The following is a 23,837-nucleotide window of genomic DNA, read 5'->3' on the forward strand; positions in this document are numbered from 1 at the left end:
GCTCGTCACGAACGCGCAGCATCCGGCCTACGGCCACGCGTCGTATGAAGCGGACGTCACGATCGGCGCACCGGCGCCGGGCGCGACCACCGCGAACGCGGGCTTCATCGTGCACGTGACGAACCCGCCGGTCGTCACCGGATTCCCGCCGGTTTTCGAGATCGTCGTGCCGGCGTTCGCGACGCCGTTGCCGACCGTCGTCACGAGGTTCGTGAGCGGTGCGCCGAGCGGCGTGCTCGACGCGACGGTCTGCGTGACCGACCCGACCTGAGTCGTGATCGGCGTGATCGCCGAACTGGCGGCGCCCGTGACCTGCGCGACCGGGCCGGTCGACAACTGCGTGCCGAGCGTCGCGCCGCCGCCCGCGATCGTATTGCCGAGCGTCGTGATCGCACCGCCGACGGGCGACGTGACGGGCGCGAGCGGCGCCAGCGCCGAACCGCTGCCACCGAGGCTCGACACGACGCCGCCGGTTGCCGCGACCGCGTCGCCGAGGTTTGTGACCACGCTGCCGGTGCTCGCGACCGTCGTGCCGACCGGGTTCGACGATGCGCCGAGCTGGCCGAGCCCCGATCCGAGCCCGGTACCGAGTGTCGTGACGGCAGCGCCGGTGTCCTGCACGACGGTGCCGAGCCCCTGCGTGGTCGCGGCGTTCGTGCCGGGCAGCGACTGGCTGGCGATCGTCGCGCCGACGCCTGATACGGTGCCGCCCGCGGCCGTCACGACGTTGCTCGACGAGTCGATCGTTTGGCCGAGTGCATTGGCCGACGTGCCGGCGCTCGAGGCACCGCCGGCGCCGCTCCCGGTGCCGCCGACGGTCGATCCGCTTCCCGACCCGCCGCCACTGCCGGTGCCGTTACCGGTGCCGCCGGTGGTAGCCGTCGTGTCGCCCGAACCCGATCCGGTGCCGCCGGTGCCCTGGCTCAGCGAGCCGGAGCCGCCGCACGCGGACAGCGACACCAGCGCTGCGACGCCAGCCGCGATCATGATCATTCGGAGTCCTGCTTGATGAGTGGTCGGCGTATCCATGTCGTCCTCGTATTCATTGCATTGAAGAGTGGGGTCAGGCGGCCTTCGCGTGCGTCAATGTGTTGCTGCGATGGGGAAGCGGCTGGCGCATCGTTGGTTGTCTCCCTGATTGACCTGTCGCCATGTCGCGTTTTCGCCCGTACCGGAATCCGGGACACCTGTCGGGCGAGCGGTTTGCATTCTTTCGTCTTGCTTGCCGATCGCGCCGGAAAACACCGGATTCCTGGCGATCAGAGTAGGTCCGCGGGCGTGAGACGTCCTTTAATCAACGTTAAATTGAAGTAAGCGTCCGATTCACTGCCGAACTCGGGGTAATCACCGTCGACGCGGCGCGAATCGTGTGAGTCGGTGCCGGTGGCGCGGGTGTCGCGCGACGGTGGAAGGGGCGACGGAGGAGGTGCGGAGGGAGCAGGGCGGCGCCGGCCTCACCCGCCGTGGCGGCGGGCAGGCGCGGGCGCTGCGCGAGGGAAGTGAAACCGGAAACTCAGGCTTCCGGATACCACGCGTCGGTGAATTCGCTGACCTTGACGTCGGTCAGTTCCGGCCGTGCGGCCAGCCAGCCGCGCACGCGTTCGCGGTCGGCGTCGGTCGTCGTGCCGCGCGGTGCGCCGGAAATCACGTAAGCGCCGATCCCTTCGTCCGCCGACGCGACGGTCAGCAGCCCGTTCGCTTCGACGAAGTCGATGAACGCGTCGATCAGTTCGCCGCGCTCGAGGTCGGTCATTTCGTTGCGGTAATGCGCGGTGGCGTTGAACGCGAGTTCCTGGAATTCGCCGATGTGGAGTTTCTTGCGCTGGCGGCGGTTGTGGCCTTGGCTCATGGTGTGTGGTGAAGCGAAAAAGGTAGGGTGAAAGGGCGGCGGCGGGTGCCGGCGCGACATGCGCGGGCGGCCCGGGTGCCGCATCGAAGTGCCGCGCGGCGGGCGATGCCGGCGGCGGATGGACGGAACGTTACATCAGCACGATATCGTACTGCTCCTGGCTCAGGTTCGACTCGACCTGCAGCGACACCGGCTTGCCGATGAAGTCGATCAGCATCGCGAGATGCTGCGATTCCTCGTCGAGGAACAGGTCGATCACCTGTTGCGCGGCGATCACGCGGAATTCGCGCGGGTTGAACTGCCGCGACTCGCGCAGGATCTCGCGCAGGATGTCGTAGCACACGGTGCGCGACGTCTTCACCTGGCCCTTGCCCTGGCAGGTCGGGCACGGCTCGCACAGCACGTGCGCGAGCGATTCGCGCGTGCGCTTGCGCGTCATCTCGACGAGCCCGAGCTGCGAGAAGCCGTTGACCGTCACGCGCGTGCGGTCGCGCGACAGCGCCTTCTTCAACTCGGACAGCACCGCGTCGCGATGCTCGGCGTTCTCCATGTCGATGAAGTCGATGATGATGATCCCGCCGAGGTTGCGCAGCCGCAGCTGCCGCGCGATCGTATGCGCGGCCTCGAGGTTGGTCTTGAAGATCGTGTCGTCGAAGTTGCGTGCGCCGACGTAGCCGCCGGTGTTCACGTCGATCGTCGTCATCGCCTCGGTCTGGTCGATCATCAGGTAACCGCCCGACTTCAGGTCGACGCGGCGCGACAGCGCGCGCTGGATCTCCGTCTCGATGTTGTACAGGTCGAACAGCGGCCGCTCGCCCGTGTAGTGGTGCAGCTTCGGGCTCACGGCCGGCGTGAACTCGCCCGCGAATTCCGAGAGGCGCTGGTACGTCTCGCGCGAATCGACCTGGATGCGCGTCGTGTCGTCGTTCGCGAAATCGCGCAGCACGCGCTGCGCGAGATCGAGATCCTGGTACAGCAGGCTCGTCGCCGGCAGCCGCTGCGCCTGGGCGACGATCGTTGCCCACGTCTTGCGCAGGTACGTGACGTCGCCGGCGAGTTCGTCCGAGGTCGCATCCTCGGCGATCGTGCGCACGATGTAGCCGCCTTTCTCGTCCGCCGGGATCACGGCCGTCAGGCGCGCGCGCACGGCCTCGCGTTCGGCCTCGCTCTCGATCTTCTGCGAGATGCCGATATGCGGCTCCTGCGGCAGGTAGACGAGCGTGCGGCCCGCGATGCTGACCTGCGTCGACAGGCGCGCGCCCTTCGTGCCGATCGGGTCCTTGATCACCTGGACCATCAGCGTCTGGCCTTCGAACACGATCTTCTCGATCGGCTGGTGTGGCGTGCCCGACTGCGGCTCGCCTGCGAGGCGCGGATGCCAGATGTCGGCGACGTGCAGGAACGCCGCGCGTTCGAGACCGATGTCGATGAATGCCGACTGCATGCCGGGCAGCACGCGCACGACCTTGCCGAGATAGATGTTGCCGACGCGCCCGCGCGACAGCGTGCGCTCGACGTGAAGCTCCTGCACCGCGCCTTGCTGGACGAGTGCAACCCGCGTTTCCTGCGGCGTGAGGTTAATCAGGATTTCTTCGTTCATGGTGCGGTTCAGAAGGCGACGCGCGCGGCACGTAGCAGCGCGGCAGTCTCAAAAAGGGGCAGACCCATGATACCTGAATGGGAACCGTCGATTCGCTCGATGAATTCGGCCGCGCGCCCCTGGATCGCGTACGCGCCGGCCTTGCCGAACGGCTCGCCCGATTCGACATAGCGCGCGTATGCGTCGCGCGACGCGGGCGCGAAGCGCACCGACGAACGCGACAGCGCGGGCGGCAGCAGTTCGCCGTCGGCATCGATCACGGCGACGGCGGTCAGCACCGCGTGCTCGCGGCCCGCGAGGCGCGTCAGCATCGCGAGCGCGTCGTCGGCGTTGGCCGGCTTGCCGAGGATCGCGCCGTCGATCGTGACGGTCGTATCGGCAACGAGCACCGGCGAGGCCGGCTTGCCGCTCGCGACGAGACGCGAGCGCGCAGCCTCCGCCTTCGCGATGGTCACGCGCCGCACGTACGCATCGGCGGCTTCGCCGGGCAACTCGGCCTCGAGCGCCTCGGCGTCCTCGTCGGGGCGCGGCAGCAGCAGCTCGAAGCGTACGCCGATCTGCTGCAGCAGCTCCTGGCGGCGCGGGCTTTGCGAAGCGAGGTAAAGAGTCGGGAAAAGCGCGGGGGGCGTGCTGGACGGCATGGTGTCGTTATCTCGGTGTGCGCGCGTGGCGCGCGTCTCGAGGACGACACGTCATGCGCGGTGGTAGGGGTGATTCTGCGTGATGCTCCACGCCCGGTAAAGCTGTTCGGCGAGCAGCACGCGCACCATCCCGTGCGGCAACGTCATGCTCGAGATGCGCAGCAGCGTGTCGGCACGCGCTTTCAGTTCCGGATCGAGCCCGTCGGCACCGCCAATCACGAATGCGACGTCGCGACCGTCCTGCTGCCAGCCGGGCAGCGCCTGGGCGAGCTGCATCGTGGTCCAGTCGCGGCCGCGCTCGTCGAGCGCGACGAGGCGCGCGCCCTTCGGCAACGCGGCCTCGATCTTCTGCCGCTCGGCCGCCATCACGCTTTCCGCGCTACGGCCGCCCGAACGCAGTTCGGGCTTGATCTCGCGCAACTCGATGCGCAGCTCGGGCGGCATCCGCTTCGTGTATTCGTCGAAGCCGGATGCGATCCAGCCCGGCATCTTGTGGCCGACTGCAAGGATGAAAAGCTTCATCGGGAGACGCGTAACGACTCGAAGCTCAACGGCGGCGGGCGGCCGTCTTGCGCGCCGGGCGTGCGGGCGCGGCTTCCTCTTCGTCCTCGTCGCCTTCGCTGGCCTGGGCGAAGCCGTTGCCCTTGCCGCCGCCGAGCTTCATCCGCACGGGCTTGTCGCCCCAGATTTCCTCGAGGTTGTAGTACTGGCGCAGGGCCGGTTGCAGGATGTGCACGACCGCGTCGCCGCAGTCGACCAGCACCCATTCGCCGGTGTCTTCGCCTTCGGAGCTGACGATGTCGCCGCCGGCTTCCTTGACCTTGTCACGCACGTTCGACGCGAGGGCCTTGGTCTGGCGGTTGGAGGTGCCCGAAGCGACGACCACGCGGTCGAACAGTTCGGTCAGGTGGCTGGTGTTGAACACCTTGATGTCTTGCGCCTTGACGTCTTCGAGGGCGTCGACGATCACGCGCTGCAGTTTGCGAATATCCATGGATTCAGGAATGGTAGAGGCGATGTTGAAGAATATAGGCCCATACGGCGGCCGGCACATGCTCGGCCGATGCGTCGGGCATTTGCGCATGGCGCGCGATGCATTCGCGCAGGTGGGCGCGGATGTCGGTCGCGGCAATGTCGAACGAAAGGGTCGTATCGATCAGCAGGTGGCCTGCCGACGTGGCCTTCAGCACGTCGGCGCCGGCCTGCCGCGCGGTGATTTCCTGCGCGACGTCCGGCGGCGCCGCGCCGAGGTCGAACCCCGGGCGCGTCGACACGCAGATGTGCGCGTAGTCGAACAGCTTGCGCCAGTCGCGCCACGTGTCGAGGCGCACGAGCTGGTCGGCGCCGATCAGCAGCGACAGCGATGCGTCCGGGCCGATCCGCTCGCGCCAGCGCGCGAGCGTCTCGACCGTGTAGGTCGGGCCGGTGTGCTCGATCTCGTCGGTGGCGACGGTCACGGTCACGCCCGGCACGGACAGCGAGCCGGCGGCCGCGCGCGTCATCGCGAGCCGATGCTCGGCCGCCGACACGTCGCGCTTCTGGTACGGCTGCCCGGCGGGCAGCAGCACGAGTTCGGTCAGGCCCAGCAGCTCGGCGAACCGGCGCGCGAGCGCGAGATGGCCGTCGTGGATCGGGTCGAAAGTGCCGCCCAGCAAGCCGATACGACGCGGCAGCGGGGTGGGGCAGGCGGTGGTGTCCAGAAACGCGTCCTTTTCTTGAAGCAGGGGTCAGATCCAGTCGCGCGGCACGATGAAGTCGCTGTACAGGCGCGCTTCCGGCGAACCCGGTTCGGGTTGCCAGTTATAGCGCCAGTTCGCGACCGGCGGCATCGACATCAGGATCGACTCGGTCCGGCCACCGCTTTGCAGGCCGAACAGCGTGCCGCGGTCGAACACGAGGTTGAATTCGACGTAGCGGCCGCGGCGGTACGCCTGGAAGTCGCGCTCGCGCTCGCCGTACGGCAGCTCGGCGCGGCGCTCGACGATCGGCAGGTAGGCCTGCAGGAACGCGTCGCCGACACTCTGCATCATGTCAAACGAGCGTTCGAAACCGGGCTCCGAGAAATCGTCGAAGAAGATCCCGCCGATGCCGCGCATCTCGTTGCGGTGCTTCAGGAAGAAATACTCGTCGCACCATTTCTTGAAGCGCGGGTAGAGCTCGACGCCGAACGGGTCGAGCGCATCCTTGCAGGTCTGGTGGAAATGCCGGGCATCGTCCTCGAAACCGTAAACCGGTGTCAGATCCATGCCGCCGCCGAACCAGAACACGGGCTCCTCGCCCGGTTTCGTCGCGATCAGCATCCGCACGTTCATGTGCACGGTCGGGCAGTACGGATTGCGCGGGTGCAGCACCAGCGACACGCCGAGCGCCTCGAAGCCGCGGCCGGCAAGCTGCGGGCGCGCCGCGCTCGCCGACGGCGGCAGCGCATCGCCCGCGACGTCGGAAAAGCCGATCCCCGCGCGTTCGAACACGCGGCCGCCTTCGAGAATCCGCGTGCAGCCGCCGCCGCGCAGGCGTTCGGCCGGCCCGCGCTGCCATGCGTCGGTCGCGAGCGGCGTGCCGTCGAGCGCGCCGAGCGCGTCGGCGATGCGTGTCTGCAGGTCCTGGAGGTACGTGCGCACGCGCGCTACGTCGTAGGTCGAATCGGTCATGTCTGGACTGGGTGCCCTCGCCCGAAGCGGGGGCCGTAAAAAAGGCTTCTGCCGGGCATTCTAACGAACCCCGGCAGAGGGGCCGCCGCCGCACGAAGGCGGGGCGGCAATTGCAACGTCACGCGCTCTTGCGGTTGAGCGCGCGGAAGCCGATGTCGCGGCGATACTGCATGCCTTCGAAATTGATCTGGTTGATCGTCTCGTACGCATGCTGCTGCGCTTCGCGGACCGAATCGGCGAGGCCGACCACGCACAGCACGCGGCCGCCGGACGTCGTCAGCTTGTCGCCGTCGAGCGTCGTGCCCGCATGGAACGTGACCGCCTGTTCCGTCTCGGCCGGGATCCCGTTGATGCGGTCGCCCTTGCGCGGCGCGTCCGGATAACCGTGCGCGGCCAGCACGACGCCCAGCGCGGTGCGGCGGTCCCAGTCGAGCTCGACCGTGTCGAGCGTGCCCGCGATCGCCTGTTCGACGACCTTCGAGAAATCGCTCTTCAGGCGCGCCATGATCGGTTGCGTTTCCGGGTCGCCCATCCGGCAGTTGAACTCGAGCGTGCGCGGATTGCCTTCCTTGTCGATCATCAGGCCCGCATACAGGAAGCCCGTGAAGCGGATGCCGTCCTTCTCCATCCCGCGCACGGTCGGCATGATGATCTCGCGCATCACGCGTGCATGCATCTGCGGCGTGACGATCGGCGCGGGCGAATACGCGCCCATGCCGCCGGTGTTCGGGCCGCGGTCCTCGTCGAGCAGGCGCTTGTGGTCCTGGCTGGAAGCCAGCGCCAGCGCGTGCTTGCCGTCGACCATCACGATGAAGCTCGCTTCCTCGCCATCGAGGAATTCCTCGATCACGACGCGCGCGCCGGCATCGCCGAGCTTGTTGCCCGACAGCATCATGTCGACGGCTTCGTGTGCTTCTTCCAGCGTCATCGCGACGACGACACCCTTGCCGGCCGCGAGGCCGTCTGCCTTCACGACGATCGGCGCACCCTTCGCGTCGATGTACGCGTGCGCGGCGGCCACGTCGGAGAACGTTTCGTACTCGGCGGTCGGGATGCCGTGGCGCTTCATGAACGCCTTCGCGAAATCCTTCGAGCTCTCGAGCTGCGCGGCTTCGCGCGTCGGGCCGAAGACCTTCAGGCCGCGGGCGCGGAACAGGTTGACGATGCCGGCCGCGAGCGGCGCTTCCGGCCCGACGAGCGTGAATGCAACGCCTTCGCGTTCCGCGAAATCGGCGAGTTCGTCGAGCGCCGTGATGTCGACGTTCTTCAGGCGCTCGTCCTGCGCCGTGCCGCCATTGCCGGGCGCGACGTAGACCATCTGGACGCGCGGCGACTGCGCGAGCTTCCACGCCAGCGCATGTTCGCGGCCGCCGGAACCGACGACGAGTAGTTTCATGGGATTCCCCGCAGACTAGAAAACAGGGCGGCCGGCACGCTCAGGCGCGCCGGCCGCGGATTCGGTCGGGCCGCCGCCGCGACAGGAGCACGGCGGCCGGCACATCATTCCTCGACGATGACGGCGTTCGTATACACGTCCTGCACGTCGTCGAGGTTCTCGAGCGCGTCCAGGAGCTTCTGCATCTTCGCCGCGTCGTCGCCGGTGAATTCGACTTCGTTCTGCGGCTTCATCGTCACTTCGGCGAGCTCGGCCTTGAAGCCGCCGGCTTCGAGCGCGTCCTTCACCGCCGAGAATGCCTGCCAGTCGCACAGCACTTCGATCGAACCGTCGTCGTTCGTGTTCACGTCGTTCGCGCCGGCTTCGAGCGCGGCTTCCATCAGCGCGTCTTCCGACGTGCCCGGGGCAAACAGGAACTGGCCGACGTGATCGAACATGAACGCGACCGAGCCGTCGGTGCCCATGTTGCCGCCGAACTTCGAGAACGCATGGCGGACTTCCGCGACCGTGCGGGTGCGGTTGTCGGTCAGCGTGTCGACGATGATCGCCGCGCCGCTGATGCCGTAGCCTTCGTAGCGGATTTCCTCGTAGTTCGCGCCATCCGCGCCGCCGACGCCGCGATCGATCGCGCGCTTGACGTTGTCCTTCGGCATGTTCGCGTCGGCCGCCTTGTCGACCGCGAGACGCAGGCGCGGGTTCGAGTTGACATCGCCGCCGCCGAGGCGCGCCGCGACCTGGATTTCCTTGATCAGGCGAGTCCAGATCTTGCCGCGCTTCGCGTCGGCCGCGGCCTTCTTATGCTTGATGTTGGCCCATTTCGAATGACCAGCCATACCTTTCTCCGTGCCCGGGCGCGCTGCGCGGGCGATTGTTTCAATGTGTCGTTGAATCGGCGGCCGTTTCGGCGGGCATGAAGCCGCGGGGCCGCGCGTGTCGAGTGGATCGAGATTTTATCACGCGGCGACCGCCGGATCGGGGCCGCCGCGCATGGCCGAACGGCCAGGCAGGCCGCCGCGAGCCGGGCCGCGCGCCGCGCGGCCGTCCAGATGCTCAGTTCTTGGTGCCGAACAGGCGGTCGCCCGCGTCGCCGAGGCCCGGCACGATGTACGCGTGCTCGTTCAGGTGCGAATCGAGCGACGCGACGAACAGCTTCACGTCCGGGTGCGCGTCCTGGAACACCTGCACGCCTTCCGGCGCGGCGACCAGTGCGACGAACATGATGTTCGCGGCCGGCACGTTGCGGCGCTTCAGCACGTCGACCGCGTGCACGGCCGAGTAGCCGGTCGCGACCATCGGGTCGCACAGGATGAAGATGCGGTCTTCCAGGTCCGGCAGGCGCACCAGGTATTCGACCGGGCGGTGGTCGTCGGCGCGGTACACGCCGATGTGGCCGACGCGCGCGGACGGAACCAGGTCGAGCAGGCCGTCCGACATCCCGATGCCTGCGCGCAGCACCGGCACGATCGCCAGTTTCTTGCCCGCGATCACCGGCGCGTCGACCTCGACGAGCGGGGTTTCGACCCGCTTGGTCGTGATCGGCAGGTTGCGGGTGATCTCGTAACCCATCAGCAGCGTGATTTCGCGCAGCAGCTCGCGGAACGTGCGCGTGGACGTGTCCTTGTCGCGCATGTGCGTGAGCTTGTGCTGGATCAGCGGGTGATCGGTGATGAAGAGATTCGGGAAACGGCTGTCCTGTTTCATGACGGGGGCGCCTTGGCGGCAAAAGAGGATCGGGGGCGGGGGCGGGCGCAAGCCGGCCGCGCGCTTATGTCCGCAATTTTACCAAGGCGCGCCGCATGATCCGGATAATATCGACGTCTTACGACAATCCGCGTGCCCGTGCCCGCCCGATTGCCCGCCTGACCCGCCCGGGGGCCATGCGCCGGCGCGACGGGGCCGAGCCGGCACGTGTCGCCACCAAGGAATCGACGATGGATCTCGGCATCGAAGGAAAGACCGCGCTCGTGTGCGCGGCCAGCAAGGGGCTCGGTCGCGGCTGCGCGGAAGCGCTGGCCGCCGAGGGCGTGAACCTCGTGATCGTCGCGCGCACGCGCGACACGCTGGAGGAAACCGCGGAGGAGATCCGCGCCGGCGCGAACGTGTCGGTGACCGCGGTCGCCTGCGACATCACGACGCCGGACGGGCGCGCGGCCGCGCTCGCCGCATGCCCGCAGCCGGACATTCTCGTGACGAATGCCGGCGGCCCGCCGCCCGGCGACTTCCGAGACTTCTCGCACGACGACTGGATCCGCGCGCTCGAGTCGAACATGCTGACGCCGATCGAGCTGATCCGCGCGACCCTCGACGGGATGATCGCGCGCGGCTTCGGCCGGATCGTCAACATCACGAGCTCGGCCGTGAAGGCGCCGATCGACGTGCTCGCGCTGTCGAACGGCGCGCGCTCGGGGCTGACCGGCTTCGTCGCGGGGCTGTCGCGCAAGGTCGCGGGGCAGGGCGTGACGATCAACAACCTGCTGCCGGGCCTGTTCGACACCGACCGGATCGCGACCACGCTCGCCGCGTCGGCGAAGGCGCAGGGCGTGAACGTCGACGAGATGCGCGCGCGGCGCACGAAGGACATCCCGGCCGGCCGCCTCGGCACGCGCGAAGAGTTCGGCGCGGCGTGCGCGTTCCTGTGCAGCGTGCACGCCGGCTACATCACCGGGCAGAACTGGCTGCTCGACGGCGGTTCGTATCCGGGCACGTTCTGACGCGCGCACCGCCTTTCACGACAACAACCTGAAACGAAGGATCTGGAGATGAGCAAACCCCGCATCGCATTGATTGCGCACGACGCGAAGAAGGACGAGATCGTCGCGCTCGCGGGCGAATTCCGCGCGACGCTCGCGCAATGCCGGCTGGTGGCGACCGGCACGACGGGCGGCCGCATCGCGGACGCGCACGGGCTCGAGGTCGAGCGCAAGCTGTCGGGGCCGCTCGGCGGCGATCTGCAGATCGGTGCGGAACTGGCCGACGGCCGCATCGACATCGTCGTGTTCCTGCGCGACCCGATGACCGCACAGCCGCACGACCCCGACATCACCGCGCTCGTGCGCGCATGCGACGTGCACAACGTGCCGGTCGCGACCAACGTCGCCACCGCGCGGATGCTGCTCGACGATCTGGCGCGCAACATGCAGGACGTTTGCTAGGCGCTGCCCGCGGCTGATTGCCCCTGCTGGCGGCAGGGCCATGCACGGATGGCCGTGGCGCGGGAGAATCGTGCGTCGCGACGCGCGCCGGCCGCCCGGTTCCCTGATGAATCGGCCGGCTCCGCGTATCGGCGACCCGGATTTTTCCCTGACCGAATCAGAAACGAGGAGCGAAACGATGCCGAAAGCAATCCGATACGACCAGCCGGGCGGCCCGGACGTGATGAAGTGGGTCGATGTCGAGGTCGGCGAACCGAAGGCGGGTGAAGTCCGTATCCGGCAGCACGCGGTCGGTCTCAACTACATCGACGTCTATTTCCGCACCGGCCTTTACCCGCAAGCGCTGCCCGGCGGTCTCGGGATGGAGGCGGCGGGCGAGGTGACGGCCGTCGGCGAAGGCGTGACCACGCTCAAGGCGGGCGACCGCGTCGCCTACGTCGGGCAGCCGCCGGGCGCCTACGCGCAGGAGCGCGTGATGCCGGCCGAGCGGCTCGTGAAACTGCCCGACGGCATCAGCTACGACGACGCGGCGTCGGTGATGCTGCAGGGCCTGACCGCGCACTACCTGCTGCGCCGCACGTATCCGGTGAAGGCCGGCGACACGATCCTGATCCACGCGGCGGCCGGCGGCGTCGGCCTGCTTGTATGCCAGTGGGCGAAGGCGCTCGGCGCGACCGTGATCGGCACGGTCGGCTCCGACGAGAAAGCCGCGCTCGCGAAGGCGCACGGCTGCGACCATCCGATCGTCTACACGCGCGAGAACTTCACGCAGCGCGTGAAGGAGATCACGAACGGCGCGGGCGTACCGGTCGTCTACGACTCGATCGGCAAGGACACCTACATCGGCTCGCTCGACAGCCTCGCGCCGCTCGGGCTGTTCGTCAGCTTCGGCAATGCGTCGGGCCCGCTGCCGTTGATCGACTCGAAGGAATTCTCGTCGCGCGGCTCGCTGTTCTTTACGCGGCCCACGCTGTTCTCGTACATCGCGAAGCGCGCCGATCTCGAATCCGCTGCCGCCGAGCTGTTCGACGTGCTGCTGTCGGGCAAGGTGAAGACGAGCATCAACCAGCGCTATCCGCTCGCGGAAGTCGCCCGCGCGCATGAAGATCTCGAAGCGCGCAAGACCACCGGCTCGACGATCCTCGTTCCCTGACCTGCCTCCTCGTCGTGCCGGCGCCATGCCGGCACGCGCTTTTCCGGACGGCGCCACCGCGCCGTCCGTCCCGCCCTCCGGTTTCTGCCGTCCTCTCCCGAATTCCGCGTTTACGCGTTTTTTATACGCGCCCCGATACCTTTGACCCGTCCTTTACGTGCGTTCCCATAAGGTTCTAGTCGTCTGATTTCGACGATGGAGAACAGAAAAATGGATGGGGTATTTATCGGCGCACTGGTGCTCTTCACCGCGCTGATCCTCGGTTTGGTTGCCGGTTGCGACAAGCTCGTGCAATACGGTCGCGGGGGGCGAGCATGACCTGGATGCTTTGGCTGGCGGGCGCCTCGACGGCGCTCCTGTTTGCGTATCTCGTCTTTGCGCTGCTGCGCGCGGAGGACATCGAATGAACGCGAACAATCTCTTTCAGACGGGGCTGTTCATCGTCGTGCTGCTGGCGGCGGCCGTTCCGGTCGCGCGCTACCTGTCGGCGGTGATGGACGGCAGCTCGCGTGTCGTGCGCGTGTTCGGGCCGCTCGAGCGCGCGCTGTACCGCATCGCCGGCGTCGACGCCGGCAGCGAAATGAACTGGAAGCAGTACGCGGTCGCGACGATCGCGTTCAACGCGCTCGGCGCGCTGTTTCTCTACGGCCTGCTGCGCCTGCAGGGCTTCCTGCCCGGCAACCCGCAGCAGTTCGGCGCGATGACGGTCGACGGCGCGTTCAACACGGCCGTCAGCTTCGTCACCAACACGAACTGGCAGGACTACACGCCGGAGCAGACCGTCAGCTACCTGACGCAGATGCTCGGCCTCACCGTGCAGAACTTCCTGTCGGCGGCAACCGGCATCGTCGTCGTGATCGCGCTGATCCGCGGCTTCGCCCGTCATACCGCGCAGACGATCGGCAACTTCTGGGTCGACCTCACGCGCGTGACGATGTACGTGCTCGTGCCGATGTCGATGATCATCGCCGGGCTGCTGATGAGCCAGGGCGTGATTCAGAACATGAAGTCGTACCAGGACGTGCCGGTGCTGCAGGCGAGCACCTACGCCGCGCCGAAGCTGGACGCGCAGGGCAATCCGGTGAAGGACGACAAGGGCAACGCGGTCACGGTGCCGACCCCGCTCACGAAGCAGACGCTGGCGATGGGCCCGGTCGCGTCGCAGGAAGCGATCAAGATGCTCGGCACCAACGGTGGCGGCTTCTTCAACGCGAACTCCGCGCACCCGTACGAGAACCCGACGCCGTTCGCGAACTTCCTGCAGATCTTCTCGATCCTGATCATCCCGGCCGCGCTGGCCCTCGTGTTCGGCCGCATGATCGGCGACCGCCGGCAGGGCATCGCGGTGCTCGCGGCGATGACGGTCGCGTTCGTGATCGCGATCGGCGCCGAGGTGAGCGCCGAGCAGGCCGGCAACCCGACGCTCACCGCGCTGCACGTCGACCAGTCGACCAGCGCGCTGCAGCCGGGCGGCAACATGGAAGGCAAGGAAACGCGCTTCGGCATCGCGCAGACCGGCATCTTCACGGTCGCGACGACGGCCGCGTCGTGCGGCGCGATCGACACGATGCACGATTCGCTGACGCCGCTCGGCGGTCTCGTGCCGATGCTGCTGATGCAGCTCGGTGAAGTGATCTACGGCGGGGTCGGCTCGGGTTTGTACGGGATGCTCGTGTTCGCACTGCTCGCGGTGTTCGTCGCCGGCCTGATGATCGGCCGCACGCCGGAATACGTCGGCAAGAAGATCGAAGCGTACGAGATGAAGATGGTGTCGATCGTCGTGCTGCTCACGCCGCTGCTGGTGCTGGTCGGCACGTCGATCGCCGTGCTCGCCGATGCGGGCAAGGCCGGCATCGCGAACCCGGGGCCGCACGGCTTCTCGGAAATCCTGTACGCGTTCAGCTCGGCCGCCAACAACAACGGCAGCGCGTTCGCGGGCCTGACGGTCGGCACGCCGTTCTACAACTGGATGACCGCGATCGCGATGTGGTTCGGCCGCTTCGGCACGATCGTGCCGGTGCTGGCGATCGCCGGCTCGCTGGCCGCGAAGAAGCGCATCGCGGTGACGAGCGGCACGCTGCCGACGCACGGTCCGCTGTTCGTCGTGCTACTGCTCGGCACCGTGCTGCTGGTGGGCGCGCTGACCTACGTGCCGGCGCTTGCGCTCGGCCCGGGCGTCGAGCACCTGATGATGTGGCTGGGCGCGTGATGCGCGCCCGCATGGCGACACCTTGAAAAGACTCAAGAGATTGAAGAGATCGCAATGACTCAACATTCCGCAACACGGTCCATGTTCGATCCGGCGCTGCTGCGCCCGGCGATCGTGGACTCGTTCAAGAAACTCACGCCGCGCACGCAGTTCCGCAATCCGGTGATGTTCTGCGTGTACGTCGGCAGCATCCTGACCACGATCCTGTGGATCGCGGCGCTCGCCGGCCAGGCCGAGGCGCCCGCGGGCTTCATCCTCGCGATCGCGCTGTGGCTGTGGTTCACCGTGCTGTTCGCGAACTTCGCCGAAGCGCTCGCCGAAGGGCGCTCGAAGGCGCAGGCGGCCTCGCTGCGCAGCGCGAAGAAAGACGTGATGGCGAAGAAGCTCAACGAGCCGCATCCGAAGTCGCCGATCCGCATCACGACCGCGACCGAGCTGCGCAAGGGCGACGTCGTGCTCGTCGAAGCGGGCGACGTGATCCCGGCCGACGGCGAGGTGGTCGACGGCGTCGCATCGGTCGACGAATCGGCGATCACCGGCGAATCCGCGCCGGTGATCCGCGAATCGGGCGGCGACTTCTCGTCGGTGACGGGCGGCACGCGCGTGCTGTCGGACTGGATCGTCGTCAAGGTCACCGCGAACCCCGGCGAGGCGTTCCTCGACCGGATGATCGCGATGGTCGAAGGCGCGAAGCGCAAGAAGACGCCGAACGAGATCGCACTGACGATCCTGCTCGTCGCGCTGACGATCGTGATGCTGCTCGCGACCGCGACGCTGCTGCCGTTCTCGATGTTCTCGGTGGAAGCGATGAAGGCCGGCCACGTGGTGACGATCACCGCTTTGGTTGCACTGCTCGTGTGCCTGATCCCGACGACGATCGGCGGGTTGCTGTCCGCGATCGGCGTGGCCGGGATGAGCCGGATGATGCAGGCGAACGTGATCGCGACGTCGGGCCGCGCGGTGGAAGCGGCCGGCGACGTCGACGTGCTGCTGCTCGACAAGACCGGCACGATCACGCTCGGCAACCGCCAGGCGTCGACGTTCGTGCCGGCACCGGGCGTGACCGAGGAAGCGCTGGCCGATGCCGCGCAGCTGTCGTCGCTCGCCGACGAAACGCCGGAAGGCCGCAGCATCGTCGTGCTCGCGAAGGAGCGCTTCAACATTCGCCAGCGCGACATGGGGCAACTGCACGCGACGTTCATCGGCTTCTCCGCACAGACGCGGATGAGCGGCGTCGATCTGCCCGGCCGCGAGATCCGCAAGGGCGCGGCCGACGCGATCCGCAACTACGTCGAGACGCACGGCAGCCGCTTCCCGGAAGAAGTGCGCCGCGCGGTCGATGAAGTCGCGCGCCGCGGCAGCACGCCGCTCGTCGTGGCCGACCTGCATGAAGGGGCGGCGCGCGTGCTCGGCGTGATCGAGCTGAAGGACATCGTGAAAGGCGGCATCAAGGAGCGCTTCGCGGAGCTGCGCAAGATGGGCATCAAGACCGTGATGGTGACGGGCGACAACCGGCTGACGGCCGCGGCGATCGCGGCGGAAGCGGGTGTCGACGATTTCCTCGCGGAAGCGACGCCGGAAACCAAGCTCGCGACGATCCGCGAACACCAGGCGGCTGGCCGCCTCGTCGCGATGACCGGCGACGGCACCAACGACGCACCGGCACTCGCGCAGGCCGACGTCGCCGTGGCGATGAACACCGGCACGCAGGCGGCGAAGGAAGCCGGCAACATGGTCGACCTCGACTCGAACCCGACGAAGCTGATCGAGATCGTCGAGATCGGCAAGCAGATGCTGATGACGCGCGGTTCGCTGACGACGTTCTCGATCGCGAACGACATCGCGAAGTATTTCGCGATCATCCCGGCCGCGTTCGTCACGACGTACCCGCAGCTGCGCGTGCTCGACATCATGCACCTGACGTCGCCGGCGTCCGCGATCCTGTCGGCGGTGATCTTCAACGCGCTGATCATCGTCGCGCTGATTCCGCTGGCACTGAAGGGCGTCACGTACCGGCCGCTCGGCGCCGCTTCGCTCCTGCGCCGCAACCTGCTGGTGTACGGCCTCGGCGGCGTGCTGCTGCCGTTCCCGTTCATCAAGCTGATCGACATGACGCTCGCTGCACTCGGCTGGGCGTGAGCCGGCCGTATTTGAAGGAAACATCATGAAAACGTTGATTCGTCCGCTCGTCGTGATCTTTGTCGTGCTGACCGCGGTGACGGGGCTCGCTTACCCGGCCGTGATGACCGTGTTCGGCCAGGCCGTGTTCCCGTCGCAGGCGAACGGCAGCCTGATCGAGAAGGACGGCAAGGCAGTCGGCTCCGCGCTGATCGGCCAGCAGTTCGATGCGCCGAAGTACTTCTGGGGCCGGCTGTCGGCCACGTCGCCGATGCCGTACAACGCGACCGGTTCCGGCGGCTCGAACCTCGGCCCGCTGAACCCGTCGCTCGCCGACCAGGTGAAGGGGCGCATCGCCGCGCTGCGCGACGCGGGCACCGACATGTCGAAGCCGGTGCCGGTCGACCTCGTGACGGCGTCGGCGAGCGGCCTCGATCCGGAGATCACGCCGGCCGCCGCCGCGTACCAGGTCGAGCGCGTCGCGAAGGCGCGCAACCTGGCGCCCGACGCGGTCGCGCAGCTCGTTGCCGCGAACACGAAGGGCCGCCAGTTCGGCGTGCTCGGCGAGCCGCGCGTGAACGTGCTGCAGCTGAACCTTGCGCTCGACGCGGCGCAGGCCGCGCACTGAGCGCGCGTCCGGCTTCGGCGACAACCGGCGTCCGGCGCGGCTCGATCCGCGCCGGACGCGCTTTTTCCCGACGGCGCATGCGCCGTCTTTGCCTTTTGCGGCGATTTGGAACAACAATGCTCGTACTCGCGCGCATCCGGGCGCTCCGCCTTTCTGACGCATGAATCGTCCCGATCCAGACCAACTCCTCGACAAGCTGCAGCGTGACGAAGAAAAGCAGCGGCGCGGCCAGCTCAAGATCTTCTTCGGCGCATCGGCCGGTGTCGGCAAGACCTACGCGATGCTGCAGGCCGCGCGCCAGCGCCTGCAGGAGGGCGTCGACGTCGTCGTCGGCATCGTCGAGACCCACGGGCGCAGCGAAACCGCTGCGCTGCTCGACGGCCTCGACGTGCTACCGCTCGCGCGCATCGACTATCGCGGCCGCACGCTCGCCGAATTCGATCTCGACGGCGCGCTCGCGCGCCAGCCGCAACTGATCCTCGTCGACGAACTCGCACACTCGAACGTACAGGGCGCACGGCACCTGAAGCGCTGGCAGGACGTGTACGAACTGCTCGATGCGGGCATCGACGTCTACACGACCGTCAACGTCCAGCATCTCGAAAGCCTGAACGACGTGGTCGGCGCGATCACCGGCATCCGCGTGTGGGAGACGGTGCCCGACCGCGTGTTCGACGCGGCCGACGAAGTCACGCTCGTCGACCTGCCGGCGGAGGAACTGCTCGAGCGGATGCGCGACGGCAAGGTCTATCTCGCGCAGCAGGCCGAGCGTGCGGTGCGCAACTTCTTCCGCAAGGGCAACCTGATCGCGCTGCGCGAACTGGCGCTGCGGCGCACGGCCGATCGCGTCGATGCGCAGATGCGCGAATACCGCGCCGACCGTTCGATCCAGCGCATCTGGCAGGCGCGCGAGCGGCTGCTCGTGTGCGTCGGTCCCGGCGCCGAAGCGCCGACGCTCGTGCGGGCGGCCGCGCGGCTCGCCGCGAGCCTGAAGGCCGACTGGATCGCCGTCTATGTGGAAACGCCGCGCCTGCAGCGGCTGCCCGATGCGCGACGGCAACGCACGCTCGACGCGCTGAAGCTTGCGGCCGAGCTTGGCGCGGAGACGGCCACGCTCGCCGGTGCCGACGCGGTTGCCGCGCTGATCGGCTATGCGAAGGTGCGCAACGTGTCGAAGATCGTCGCGGGCGGCTCGCCGAAGGTCGGGCTCGTGCGCCGCCTCGCGCGGCCGTTCGGCGAGCAGCTTGCCGAACGCGCGGGCGACGTGGACCTGATGCTGATCCGTGCGTCCGCGAGCGACGAGGCGCGCGCCGCGCCGCTCGACGCGCGTGTGCGCGACTGGCGCGATGCGTTCGCGCAGTTCGGCACGCATCGTTCGCCGCCGCGGCACTACATGTACGCGGCCGCGATCTGCGCGGCGATTACGGTCGTCGCGAGCCTCGTGTCCGAGCGGCTCGACCTCACGAACCTCGTGATGCTGTACCTGCTCGGCGTCGTGTTCTCGGCCGTGCGGCTCGGGCGCGGCCCGGGCGTGCTGCAGTCGTTCCTGTCGGTGGCCGCGTTCGATTACTTCTTCGTGCCGCCGCGCATGTCGTTCTCGGTCAGCGACACGCAGTACCTGCTGACCTTCTTCGGGATGCTGCTGACGTCGCTCGTGATCAGCCACCTGACGTCGACGCTGACGCGCCAGGCGAGCGTCGCGCAGCGCCGCGAGCGCCGCACCGGCGCGATCTACGCGATGGCGCGCGAGCTGGGCGCGGCGCTGACCACCGAGCAGATCGTCGAGATCGGCAGCCGCCACGTGGGCGAGGTGTTCCGTGCGCGCGTCGCGTTCCTGCTGCCCGACAGCGCGGACAAGGTGCGGCAGAAGATCGAGGAGCCCGATGCGGCCGTCACGCTGACGGGCGCCGATCTCGACAGCGACGTCGGCCAGTGGGTGTACGACCAGCAGAAGCCGGCCGGCCGCGGCACCGATACGTTGCCCGCGACAGCCGCGCTGTACCTGCCGCTGAAGGCGCCGATGCGCACGCGCGGCGTGCTCGCGGTGGCGTCGCGCGAGCCGCGCGAACTCGAGGTGCCGGAACAGCAGCGGATGCTCGACGCATTCGCCGCGCAGATCGCGCTCGCGCTCGAACGCGTGCATTACGTGGAGATCGCGCGCGACGCACTCGTCAACATGGAATCCGAGCGGCTGCGCAACTCGCTGCTGTCGGCGATCTCGCACGACCTGCGCACGCCGCTCACGACGATCGTCGGCTTCTCGTCGATGCTCGCGAACGGGCGCACGGCCGCGCGGGGCGGCGACGCCGTGGCGGCCGAGCGCTTCGCGCAGCGCGAGGGCGAACTCGTCGACGCGATCCACGACGAGGCGCTGCGGATGACGGGCATCGTCACGAACCTGCTCGATATGGCGCGGCTGCAGGCCGGCAGCCTGCAGTTGAAGCGCCAGTGGTCGCTGCTCGAGGAAACCGTCGGCGCCGCACTCGCCGCATGCAAGCGCGTGCTCGCCCGCCATCCCGCGCGCGTCGTGCTGCCGGCCGACCTGCCGCTCCTGCAGATGGACGCGGTGCTGATGGAGCGCCTGTTCACCAACCTGTTCGAGAACGCGGCGAAGTACACGCCGGCCGATACGCCGCTCGACATCGGCGCCGAGCGCGTGACGGAAGATGGCCTGCCGTTCGTGCGCGTGCTCGTCGACGACTACGGTCCCGGCCTGCCGGCCGGAATGGAAACGCGGATCTTCGACAAGTTCACGCGCGGCGAGAAGGAATCGGCGACGCCGGGCATCGGCCTCGGCCTCGCGATCTGCCGCGCGATCGTCGAGGCGCACGGCGGTAAAATCGGCGCGCTCAACCGTACGGCACCCGACGGCCACGTGACGGGCGCGCGTTTCTGGTTCACGCTGCCGGTCGAGACACCGCCGGCCGCGCCTGCCGTACCCGACGACGAACCCGATGTACCGGGTGCGTCGTCCCCATCCGAATCATTGCCAGACCATGAGTGAACCCAGCCTGACCGTCGTCCTGATCGAGGACGAAAAGCAGATCCGCCGTTTCGTGCGCGCCGCGCTCGAGGAGGAGGACATCGCGGTGTTCGAGGCCGAGACGGGCAAGCAGGGGCTGATCGACGCGGCGACGCGCAAGCCCGATCTCGTGATCGTCGACCTCGGCCTGCCCGATACCGACGGCCTCGACGTGATCCGCGAGCTGCGCGGCTGGTCCGAGGTGCCGGTGATCGTGCTGTCCGCGCGCACGCAGGAAGAAGAGAAGGTCGCGGCGCTCGACGCGGGCGCCGACGATTACCTGACCAAGCCGTTCGGCGTGTCCGAACTGCGTGCGCGGATTCGCGCGCAACTGCGCCGGCGCAACCAGGGTGGCGCGAACGAGTCGCCGAAGGTGACCTTCGGCACCGTCATCGTCGATCTCGCGCTGCGCCAGGTGTGGCGCGACAACGAGATCGTGCACCTGACGCCGCTCGAGTACCGGCTGCTCGCGACGCTCGTGCGGCATGCGGGGCGCGTGCTCACGCACCGGCAGTTGCTGCGCGACGTGTGGGGGCCGTCGCACGTCGAAAGCCACCATTACCTGCGGATCTACATGGCGCACCTGCGCCAGAAGCTCGAGCGCGACCCGGCGCAGCCCGAGTACATCGTCACCGAGACGGGCGTCGGCTACCGGCTCGTCGGCGCCGCATGACGGGCCCGGCCGGGGCGCAGAGGTGCACGCGCACGTGACGTTGCGCGCCGGCACGGTTGCGTCGGCGCGACAGTCTCGCGGCAGACGCGCGCGTTGCACACCCGGCGCTCATTCCCCGTTATCCTGACCGTTCCGCGAACGAAAACGAGGAGCGTGCAATGTCCGTCCGTCTGGTCGTCATCTGTGCGCTGGCGCTTGCTGCGTCTGGCGCGTTCGCCCAACCGCTGCCGCCCGGGCAGCAACCGTCGTCGCAGCAGCAGGCGATGGCCAATCCCGCGTCGGTCAATTGCGCCAAGCTCGGCGGCCGCCACACGGTCCGCAACCTGTCGAGCGGGCAGGTCGGCATGTGCGTGTTCAAGGATGGCCGCGTGTGCGAGGAGTGGGCGCTGTACCGCGACGACCGCTGCGTCGGCGGCGCCACGCCGAAGCGCGTATCGAACTGACCGGCCCGGCCGGTCGCGCCCCCGATCGGCCGCCGGCCACGCGCCGCGTCCGTAAGCATTTTGTTATACTCGGCGCCGCCCGGGGACGACCCCGGGTCATTCGCTTCAACGGGGACGGCCCCATCCGATACGGAGTACGTCGAGATGGCGTGGGTATTGTTGTTCATTGCCGGTTTGCTGGAAGTGGCCTGGGCGGCCGGCATGAAATCGTCGGACGGCTTTACGAAGCTCGGTCCGTCGGTGTTTACGATCGTGACGGCGCTGGCCAGCTTCGGGCTGCTCGCGGTCGCGATGCGCCAGTTGCCGCTCGGCACCGCGTACGCGGTGTGGACGGGCATCGGCGCGGTCGGTGCGTTCGTGTTCGGCATCGTGATGATGGGCGAGGCGCTCACCGTCGCGCGGGTCGCGAGCGCTGCGCTGATCGTCGCGGGGCTGATCGGCCTCAAGCTGTCGTCGGCTGCCTGACGAAGGCACCCGGGCGCGCACGCGCCCGGGTGCCGCACCGCGGAATTGCGCCGGTCGCCCGCCCAGCCTGTCTATAATGGAACGCATTCGGGCCTGAATACCGTCGTGCTTCTCGCGGCACGCGGTGCCGGTCGCCACGCGCCGCGCGGCCGGTCTGTCCGCCTCGATCCGATCAATCGGCAAAGCGCACGGAAAGTGCAAGGAGAGGGCCATGATCGAAGCCATTTCGCTCGGCGCGGGGCTCGCGTGGGCGAGCGGCCTGCGCCTGTACCTGACGGTGCTGATCGCCGGCGTGCTGGCGCGGTTCGGCTGGCTCCACCTGCCCGAGACGCTGGCTGTCCTGATGTCGCCGTGGGTCATCGGCGCCGCAGCCGTGCTCACCGTCACCGAATTCCTTGCCGACAAGATCCCCGCGTTCGACTCGCTGTGGGATGCCGTGCACACCTTCATCCGCATTCCGGCCGGCGCGGTGCTCGCAGCCGGCGCGCTCGGCCATGCCGATCCGACCGTGCTCGCGGTCGCGGGGCTCGCGGGTGGCTCGCTCGCCGGTGCCGCGCACGTGGCGAAGGCCGGCACGCGCGCGATGATCAACCTGTCGCCCGAACCGATTTCGAACTGGATCGCATCGTCGACCGAGGACGGCCTCGTGGTCGGCGGGCTCGTGCTCGCGTTCTTCGTGCCGCTCGCATTCCTCGTGCTGCTTGCCGCCTTCATCGCGGCTTCCGCGTGGGCGCTCCCGCGCCTGTGGCGCGGTGTCTCGGGCGGCTTTCGCGGCATGGCGAACCACATGGTGTCGCGGCTCAACTCGATCGGGGGGAAGCGCGATTGAAGGGGCGGCAACACGCGGCGCAGCCGCCGGCCGGGCAACCCGGCCATGAGGTGAGTGCGCATGCCGGCCGCTTCGGCCTGCGCGACCTGATCCGCCAGGCCGCCCGCATGACCGCGCGCGACTGGCGCGCGGGCGAGTTGACGCTGCTCGTCCTTGCCTTGGTGCTCGCGGTCGCGGCGCTGACGAGCGTCGGCTTTCTTGCCGACCGGCTGCGCCAGGGGCTCGAACGCGACGCGCGCCGGATGCTCGGCGCCGCTTTCGTCGTGCGGGCCGATCGCCCCGTCGATCCGTCGTTCGACCAGCAGGCCCGCGCGCTCGGGCTGCGTACCGCGACGACCGCCATCTTCCCGAGCATGATCGCGTCCGCCACGGGCGGGCAGGCGACCGACGCGGCGCCCTCGCGCCTCGCGGCCGTGAAGGCCGTGTCGCCCGGCTATCCGTTGCGCGGCGCGGTCGAGATCCTGCCGGCCGGCGCTGCCGTCGCGCAGAAGGCCGCCGGGATTCCCGCGCCCGGCACCGTCTGGGCCGATCCGGCGCTGCTCGATGCGCTGCACCTGAAAGCGGGCGATACGGTGCGCGTCGGGCTGCGCACGTTCAAGGTCGCCGCATCGATCTCCCGCGAACTCGATCGCGGATTTTCCTTCGTCAATTTTTCGCCGCGGCTGATGATGCGCGCCGATGAACTCGCCGCGACGGGGCTCACGGGCTATGGCAGCCGTGTTACGTACCGGCTGCTGGTCGCCGGCGACCAGCAGGCTGGCACACGCTTCGAAGCGTATGCGCACGCACGTGTCGACGGCGGGAAGCTGCGCGGCGTCGGTCTGGAATCGTTGCAGGAAGGCCAGCCGCAGGTGCGGCAGACGCTGGATCGAGCGCGCCACTTCCTGACGCTCGTCGCACTGCTTACCGCGCTGCTCGCGGCGGTCGCGATTGCAATGGCCGCGCAGCGCTACATGCGGCGCCACCTCGACGGCTGTGCGACGATGCGCTGCCTCGGCGTGCGCCGCC

24 protein-coding genes and 1 pseudogene are annotated in these 23,837 nt (G+C 68.4%); 14 read left to right on the forward strand and 11 right to left on the reverse strand.

What is annotated here, in order from left to right; all coding sequences use genetic code 11:
• Positions 1-129: 129 nt before the first annotated feature.
• The 11 genes and pseudogenes from G3O00_RS24215 to upp all read right to left on the reverse strand — a co-directional run.
• A pseudogene (locus G3O00_RS24215) lies at positions 130-1,029 on the reverse strand (collagen-like triple helix repeat-containing protein); the annotation flags it as partial.
• A 484-nt stretch (positions 1,030-1,513) separates the two neighbouring features.
• Positions 1,514-1,849, reverse strand: a complete 336-nt coding sequence (locus tag G3O00_RS24220; RefSeq protein WP_206144549.1) for a 50S ribosome-binding protein YggL — start codon at positions 1,847-1,849, stop codon at positions 1,514-1,516.
• A gap of 130 nt (positions 1,850-1,979) precedes the next feature.
• A complete protein-coding gene (gene rng, locus G3O00_RS24225) occupies positions 1,980-3,449 on the reverse strand; it encodes a ribonuclease G (protein ID WP_011352748.1) in 1,470 nt (489 codons plus the stop codon).
• 8 nt (positions 3,450-3,457) lie between these two features.
• A complete protein-coding gene (locus tag G3O00_RS24230) occupies positions 3,458-4,090 on the reverse strand; it encodes a Maf family protein (protein WP_206144550.1) in 633 nt (210 codons plus the stop codon).
• Between the two features lie 51 nt (positions 4,091-4,141).
• Positions 4,142-4,612, reverse strand: coding sequence for a 23S rRNA (pseudouridine(1915)-N(3))-methyltransferase RlmH (gene rlmH, locus G3O00_RS24235; RefSeq protein ID WP_011352746.1), 471 nt, complete (start codon positions 4,610-4,612; stop codon positions 4,142-4,144).
• A 25-nt stretch (positions 4,613-4,637) separates the two neighbouring features.
• Positions 4,638-5,084 (reverse strand): ribosome silencing factor, encoded by a 447-nt coding sequence (gene rsfS, locus G3O00_RS24240; protein ID WP_206144551.1) that lies wholly within the window; start codon positions 5,082-5,084, stop codon positions 4,638-4,640.
• Positions 5,085-5,088: 4 nt separating this feature from the next.
• Positions 5,089-5,814: a nicotinate-nucleotide adenylyltransferase gene (locus G3O00_RS24245; RefSeq protein ID WP_241025308.1), complete on the reverse strand. Its 726-nt coding sequence runs from the start codon at positions 5,812-5,814 to the stop codon at positions 5,089-5,091.
• Positions 5,815-5,817: 3 nt separating this feature from the next.
• Positions 5,818-6,741: an oxygen-dependent coproporphyrinogen oxidase gene (hemF, locus tag G3O00_RS24250; protein ID WP_011352743.1), complete on the reverse strand. Its 924-nt coding sequence runs from the start codon at positions 6,739-6,741 to the stop codon at positions 5,818-5,820.
• A 118-nt stretch (positions 6,742-6,859) separates the two neighbouring features.
• Positions 6,860-8,137 (reverse strand): phosphoribosylamine--glycine ligase, encoded by a 1,278-nt coding sequence (purD, locus tag G3O00_RS24255; RefSeq protein ID WP_039370477.1) that lies wholly within the window; start codon positions 8,135-8,137, stop codon positions 6,860-6,862.
• A gap of 104 nt (positions 8,138-8,241) precedes the next feature.
• A complete protein-coding gene (locus G3O00_RS24260; RefSeq protein WP_011352741.1) occupies positions 8,242-8,970 on the reverse strand; it encodes a YebC/PmpR family DNA-binding transcriptional regulator in 729 nt (242 codons plus the stop codon).
• A 217-nt stretch (positions 8,971-9,187) separates the two neighbouring features.
• Positions 9,188-9,838: a uracil phosphoribosyltransferase gene (upp, locus tag G3O00_RS24265; protein WP_011352740.1), complete on the reverse strand. Its 651-nt coding sequence runs from the start codon at positions 9,836-9,838 to the stop codon at positions 9,188-9,190.
• Positions 9,839-10,068: 230 nt separating this feature from the next.
• On the opposite strand from upp, the gene G3O00_RS24270 reads away from it, so the two are divergent.
• From G3O00_RS24270 to G3O00_RS24330, 14 genes are all read left to right on the forward strand, one after another.
• On the forward strand, positions 10,069-10,848 hold the full coding sequence (locus G3O00_RS24270; protein ID WP_206144552.1) for an SDR family oxidoreductase: 780 nt from the start codon (positions 10,069-10,071) through the stop codon (positions 10,846-10,848).
• Positions 10,849-10,896: 48 nt separating this feature from the next.
• Positions 10,897-11,289: a methylglyoxal synthase gene (locus G3O00_RS24275; RefSeq protein WP_206144553.1), complete on the forward strand. Its 393-nt coding sequence runs from the start codon at positions 10,897-10,899 to the stop codon at positions 11,287-11,289.
• Positions 11,290-11,467: 178 nt separating this feature from the next.
• Positions 11,468-12,442, forward strand: a complete 975-nt coding sequence (locus tag G3O00_RS24280) for a quinone oxidoreductase (protein ID WP_174935264.1) — start codon at positions 11,468-11,470, stop codon at positions 12,440-12,442.
• A gap of 195 nt (positions 12,443-12,637) precedes the next feature.
• Complete coding sequence (locus tag G3O00_RS43960; RefSeq protein ID WP_256976802.1) at positions 12,638-12,760, forward strand: hypothetical protein; 123 nt, start codon at positions 12,638-12,640, stop codon at positions 12,758-12,760.
• Positions 12,757-12,849 (forward strand): K(+)-transporting ATPase subunit F, encoded by a 93-nt coding sequence (gene kdpF / locus G3O00_RS24285; RefSeq protein ID WP_006752209.1) that lies wholly within the window; start codon positions 12,757-12,759, stop codon positions 12,847-12,849. Before G3O00_RS43960 ends, kdpF begins: the two co-directional genes overlap by 4 nt.
• Positions 12,846-14,651: a potassium-transporting ATPase subunit KdpA gene (kdpA, locus tag G3O00_RS24290; protein WP_174935263.1), complete on the forward strand. Its 1,806-nt coding sequence runs from the start codon at positions 12,846-12,848 to the stop codon at positions 14,649-14,651. The genes kdpF and kdpA overlap by 4 nt, the downstream gene beginning before the upstream one ends.
• A gap of 54 nt (positions 14,652-14,705) precedes the next feature.
• Entirely contained in the window at positions 14,706-16,790 is a 2,085-nt protein-coding gene (kdpB, locus tag G3O00_RS24295; RefSeq protein ID WP_089450966.1) for a potassium-transporting ATPase subunit KdpB, read from the forward strand.
• Between the two features lie 25 nt (positions 16,791-16,815).
• On the forward strand, positions 16,816-17,397 hold the full coding sequence (gene kdpC / locus G3O00_RS24300; protein ID WP_174935261.1) for a potassium-transporting ATPase subunit KdpC: 582 nt from the start codon (positions 16,816-16,818) through the stop codon (positions 17,395-17,397).
• 160 nt (positions 17,398-17,557) lie between these two features.
• The gene (locus G3O00_RS24305) at positions 17,558-20,401 is read left to right on the forward strand and encodes a DUF4118 domain-containing protein (protein WP_206144554.1); all 2,844 of its coding nucleotides are present in this window, start codon (positions 17,558-17,560) and stop codon (positions 20,399-20,401) included.
• Positions 20,394-21,092 carry a two-component system response regulator KdpE gene (gene kdpE, locus G3O00_RS24310; protein ID WP_011352732.1) on the forward strand — a complete coding sequence of 233 codons (699 nt, stop codon included), beginning with the start codon at positions 20,394-20,396 and terminating at the stop codon, positions 21,090-21,092. Before G3O00_RS24305 ends, kdpE begins: the two co-directional genes overlap by 8 nt.
• A gap of 158 nt (positions 21,093-21,250) precedes the next feature.
• Positions 21,251-21,535: a DUF333 domain-containing protein gene (locus G3O00_RS24315; protein ID WP_041492906.1), complete on the forward strand. Its 285-nt coding sequence runs from the start codon at positions 21,251-21,253 to the stop codon at positions 21,533-21,535.
• Positions 21,536-21,679: 144 nt separating this feature from the next.
• Entirely contained in the window at positions 21,680-22,000 is a 321-nt protein-coding gene (gene sugE / locus G3O00_RS24320; protein ID WP_039370509.1) for a quaternary ammonium compound efflux SMR transporter SugE, read from the forward strand.
• Between the two features lie 211 nt (positions 22,001-22,211).
• Positions 22,212-22,829, forward strand: a complete 618-nt coding sequence (locus G3O00_RS24325) for a DUF4126 domain-containing protein (protein ID WP_206144555.1) — start codon at positions 22,212-22,214, stop codon at positions 22,827-22,829.
• Positions 22,745-23,837: ABC transporter permease (locus G3O00_RS24330; protein WP_346778996.1), on the forward strand; the 1,093-nt coding region annotated here is incomplete at its 3' end. The genes G3O00_RS24325 and G3O00_RS24330, both read left to right, overlap by 85 nt.

Origin of the sequence: Burkholderia sp. Ac-20384 (genome assembly GCF_017104605.1) — a bacterium.
Lineage (GTDB): Bacteria > Pseudomonadota > Gammaproteobacteria > Burkholderiales > Burkholderiaceae > Burkholderia > Burkholderia lata.

Bases quoted from the DNA above. Each gene is read 5' to 3' on its own strand.
- hemF (WP_011352743.1), bottom strand. From the start codon at position 6,741: ATGACCGATTCGACCTACGACGTAGCGCGCGTGCGCACGTACCTCCAG.
- G3O00_RS24305 (WP_206144554.1), top strand. From the start codon at position 17,558: ATGAATCGTCCCGATCCAGACCAACTCCTCGACAAGCTGCAGCGTGAC.
- purD (WP_039370477.1), bottom strand. From the start codon at position 8,137: ATGAAACTACTCGTCGTCGGTTCCGGCGGCCGCGAACATGCGCTGGCG.
- G3O00_RS24275 (WP_206144553.1), top strand. From the start codon at position 10,897: ATGAGCAAACCCCGCATCGCATTGATTGCGCACGACGCGAAGAAGGAC.
- upp (WP_011352740.1), bottom strand. From the start codon at position 9,838: ATGAAACAGGACAGCCGTTTCCCGAATCTCTTCATCACCGATCACCCG.
- G3O00_RS24220 (WP_206144549.1), bottom strand. From the start codon at position 1,849: ATGAGCCAAGGCCACAACCGCCGCCAGCGCAAGAAACTCCACATCGGC.
- G3O00_RS43960 (WP_256976802.1), top strand. From the start codon at position 12,638: ATGGAGAACAGAAAAATGGATGGGGTATTTATCGGCGCACTGGTGCTC.
- sugE (WP_039370509.1), top strand. From the start codon at position 21,680: ATGGCGTGGGTATTGTTGTTCATTGCCGGTTTGCTGGAAGTGGCCTGG.
- G3O00_RS24230 (WP_206144550.1), bottom strand. From the start codon at position 4,090: ATGCCGTCCAGCACGCCCCCCGCGCTTTTCCCGACTCTTTACCTCGCT.
- G3O00_RS24280 (WP_174935264.1), top strand. From the start codon at position 11,468: ATGCCGAAAGCAATCCGATACGACCAGCCGGGCGGCCCGGACGTGATG.
- G3O00_RS24270 (WP_206144552.1), top strand. From the start codon at position 10,069: ATGGATCTCGGCATCGAAGGAAAGACCGCGCTCGTGTGCGCGGCCAGC.
- rlmH (WP_011352746.1), bottom strand. From the start codon at position 4,612: ATGAAGCTTTTCATCCTTGCAGTCGGCCACAAGATGCCGGGCTGGATC.
- rng (WP_011352748.1), bottom strand. From the start codon at position 3,449: ATGAACGAAGAAATCCTGATTAACCTCACGCCGCAGGAAACGCGGGTT.
- G3O00_RS24325 (WP_206144555.1), top strand. From the start codon at position 22,212: ATGATCGAAGCCATTTCGCTCGGCGCGGGGCTCGCGTGGGCGAGCGGC.
- kdpA (WP_174935263.1), top strand. From the start codon at position 12,846: ATGAACGCGAACAATCTCTTTCAGACGGGGCTGTTCATCGTCGTGCTG.
- kdpC (WP_174935261.1), top strand. From the start codon at position 16,816: ATGAAAACGTTGATTCGTCCGCTCGTCGTGATCTTTGTCGTGCTGACC.
- rsfS (WP_206144551.1), bottom strand. From the start codon at position 5,084: ATGGATATTCGCAAACTGCAGCGCGTGATCGTCGACGCCCTCGAAGAC.
- kdpF (WP_006752209.1), top strand. From the start codon at position 12,757: ATGACCTGGATGCTTTGGCTGGCGGGCGCCTCGACGGCGCTCCTGTTT.
- G3O00_RS24315 (WP_041492906.1), top strand. From the start codon at position 21,251: ATGTCCGTCCGTCTGGTCGTCATCTGTGCGCTGGCGCTTGCTGCGTCT.
- kdpB (WP_089450966.1), top strand. From the start codon at position 14,706: ATGACTCAACATTCCGCAACACGGTCCATGTTCGATCCGGCGCTGCTG.
- kdpE (WP_011352732.1), top strand. From the start codon at position 20,394: ATGAGTGAACCCAGCCTGACCGTCGTCCTGATCGAGGACGAAAAGCAG.
- G3O00_RS24260 (WP_011352741.1), bottom strand. From the start codon at position 8,970: ATGGCTGGTCATTCGAAATGGGCCAACATCAAGCATAAGAAGGCCGCG.